1 tRNA gene and 2 rRNA genes are annotated in these 3,563 nt (G+C 52.1%); all 3 read left to right on the forward strand.

The window, feature by feature from the left end:
• The first annotated feature begins 348 nt into the window (after positions 1-348).
• Positions 349-3,178, forward strand: a 23S ribosomal RNA gene (locus PJL69_RS20135).
• Positions 3,179-3,264: 86 nt separating this feature from the next.
• Positions 3,265-3,379 (forward strand): 5S ribosomal RNA (rrf, locus tag PJL69_RS20140).
• Positions 3,380-3,486: 107 nt separating this feature from the next.
• Positions 3,487-3,563, forward strand: a tRNA-Met gene (locus tag PJL69_RS20145).

The raw sequence follows: 3,563 nt of genomic DNA on the forward strand, positions 1-3,563 counted from the left end.
GTCTTAAGAATAACAATCAACACTGTTTGATCGCCCTAAGTACGGGGATGATCTCAGTTAGGTGCCTTACCTTTAGAGGTTTGGCGAGCCTTTGACCAAGACTGTTTCCTCGGTCTTCCAAGGGTCTGCCTGCTGAAACGAACAGAGTTGTCCAAGTCAAGTACACTAACCCGCAAGATCGAGAGATCTTGCATAGTTCTTTGTCTTCCAGACGGGGCCGACCGACATCGGCAGTCTGGGTTCCAAGGCAAAGAGCGGGAAAAGTATGACTTTTGGTTCAGAAACAGGATTGCAGGCATGCCAGCTTTTGCGATCACGAGAGACGCAAGTCTTTCTCTTTCTGGATCAAATCAAGCGCGAGAAGGGCGTTTGGTGGATGCCTTGGCAGTAAGAGGCGATGAAAGACGTGATACTCTGCGATAAGCTATGGGGAGCTGAGAATAAGCTTTGATCCATGGATCTCTGAATGGGGGAACCCACCTGAAAGTTCATTATAATTACCTCGGTAATTTATAATGTTCTTAACCAGGTACTTTTGACCTGAATACATAGGGTCTTAAGAGCAAACCCGGGGAACTGAAACATCTAAGTACCCGGAGGAAAGGAAATCAATTGATACTCCGCTAGTAGTGGCGAGCGAACGCGGACCAGCCAAGCCTGATGAGTGAGAAGAACCGTTTGGGAAGACGGGCCATAGTGGGTGACAGCCCCGTATTCGAAGCTCTGAAGGATGTATTAAGTAGGGCGGGACACGTGAAATCCTGTCTGAAGATCGGAGGACCACCTTCGAAGGCTAAGTACTCCTTACTGACCGATAGCGAACCAGTACCGTGAGGGAAAGGTGAAAAGCACCCCGACGAGGGGAGTGAAACAGTACCTGAAACCGAACGCCTACAATCAGTTGGAGGCCCCTTGAGGGCTGACAGCGTACCTTTTGTATAATGGGTCATCGACTTGGTCTATCTAGCAAGCTTAAGCCGTTAGGTGTAGGCGCAGCGAAAGCGAGTCTTAATAGGGCGCATGAGTTAGATGGATCAGACCCGAAACCGAGTGATCTAGGCATGGCCAGGTTGAAGGTGCGGTAACACGCACTGGAGGACCGAACCCACATCTGTTGAAAAAGATCGGGATGAGCTGTGCCTAGGGGTGAAAGGCCAATCAAACTCGGAGATAGCTGGTTCTCTGCGAAATCTATTTAGGTAGAGCGTCATCTGAATACCCCGGGGGGTAGAGCACTGGATGGGTAATGGGGCCCCACAGGCTTACTGATCCTAACCAAACTCCGAATACCCGGGAGTACTAGATGGCAGACACACTGCGGATGCTAACGTCCGTAGTGGAGAGGGAAACAACCCTGACCTACGACTAAGGCCCCTAATTCATGGCTAAGTGGGAAAGCAGGTGGGACGACCAAAACAACCAGGAGGTTGGCTTAGAAGCAGCCATCCTTTAAAGATAGCGTAACAGCTCACTGGTCTAAATAAGTTGTCCTGCGGCGAAGATGTAACGGGGCTCAAGCCATGAGCCGAAGTCTAGGATGCACATAGTGCATGGTAGCAGAGCGTAGTGTGACATAGTTCCAATCCTCTTTAGCAATCTCCGGATTGCCTTGGAGGATATGGAGCTTTCGATGAAGCCGGGGCGTGAGCCATCCGGTGGAGAGATCACTAGTGAGAATGATGACATGAGTAGCGACAAAGAGTGTGAGAGACACTCTCGCCGAAAGTCCAAGGGTTCCTGCTTAAAGCTAATCTGAGCAGGGTAAGCCGGCCCCTAAGCCGAGGGCGAAAGCCGTAGGCGATGGGAACTAGGTTAATATTCCTAGGCCAGGAGGATGTGACGGATCATGAAGGTTGTTCGCCCTTATCGGATTGGGCGGGCCGCTGATTGGTTCCTGGAAATAGCCCTCCATGAGACCGTACCCTAAACCAACACAGGTGGACTGGTAGAGCATACCAAGGCGCTTGAGAGAACGATGTTGAAGGAACTCGGCAAAATACCTCCGTAAGTTCGCGAGAAGGAGGCCCAGTTTCTACGCAAGTATTGGCTGGGGGCACAAACCAGGGGGTGGCGACTGTTTACTAAAAACACAGGGCTCTGCGAAGTCGTAAGACGACGTATAGGGTCTGACGCCTGCCCGGTGCCTGAAGGTTAAAAGGAGGGGTGAGAGCTCCGAATTGAAGCCCAGGTAAACGGCGGCCGTAACTATAACGGTCCTAAGGTAGCGAAATTCCTTGTCGGGTAAGTTCCGACCTGCACGAATGGCGTAACGACTTCCCCGCTGTCTCCAACATCGACTCAGCGAAATTGAATTGCCTGTCAAGATGCAGGCTTCCCGCGGTTAGACGGAAAGACCCCGTGCACCTTTACTACAGCTTCACACTGGCATCAGGCCATGCATGTGCAGGATAGGTGGTGGGCTTTGAAACCGACACGCCAGTGTCGGTGGAGCCTCCCTTGAGATACCACCCTTGCATTGCTTGATGTCTAACCGCGGTCCGTTATCCGGATCCGGGACCCTGTGTGGCGGGTAGTTTGACTGGGGCGGTCGCCTCCTAAAGCGTAACGGAGGCGCGCGAAGGTTGGCTCAGAGCGGTCGGAAATCGCTCGTTGAGTGCAATGGCAGAAGCCAGCCTGACTGCGAGACTGACAAGTCGAGCAGAGTCGAAAGACGGCCATAGTGATCCGGTGGTCCCGAGTGGAAGGGCCATCGCTCAACGGATAAAAGGTACGCCGGGGATAACAGGCTGATACTGCCCAAGAGTCCATATCGACGGCAGTGTTTGGCACCTCGATGTCGGCTCATCTCATCCTGGGGCTGGAGCAGGTCCCAAGGGTACGGCTGTTCGCCGTTTAAAGAGGTACGTGAGCTGGGTTTAGAACGTCGTGAGACAGTTCGGTCCCTATCTGCCGTGGGTGTAGGATACTTGAGAGGAGTTGCCCCTAGTACGAGAGGACCGGGGTGAACGATCCACTGGTGGACCTGTTGTTGCGCCAGCAGCAGTGCAGGGTAGCTATGATCGGACAGGATAACCGCTGAAGGCATCTAAGCGGGAAGCCCCCCTCAAAACAAGGTATCCCTGAGGACCGAGGTAGACCACCTCGTCGATAGGCCGGAGATGTAAGTGCAGCAATGCATTCAGTTGACCGGTACTAATGGTCCGATAGGCTTGATTTGATCCAGTAAAAGAAAGACTTTTACATAATCAAAAGCATACACAACACAATCAGTGAAATGACTTGGACACGAGGCCGTTTGATCGGTTTGGTGATCATAGCGCGAGTGAAACACCCGGTCCCATTCCGAACCCGGTCGTTAAGCACCGTTGCGCCGATGGTACTGCTGCTTAAGCTGTGGGAGAGTAGGTCATCGCCAAACCTATCAAACGACCTCAAATATCTCTCAAAACGATAAGCACAAAAACAAACCTTCAGAAACGCAAAACACACTGAAGGACAAAAGGTCAAAAAAACGACCAAAAACACCGCGGGATGGAGCAGCCAGGTAGCTCGTCAGGCTCATAACCTGAAGGTCGTAGGTTCAAATCCTACTCCCGCAACCA

It is taken from the genome of Shimia sp. MMG029 (assembly GCF_027947445.1).
Lineage (GTDB): Bacteria > Pseudomonadota > Alphaproteobacteria > Rhodobacterales > Rhodobacteraceae > Shimia.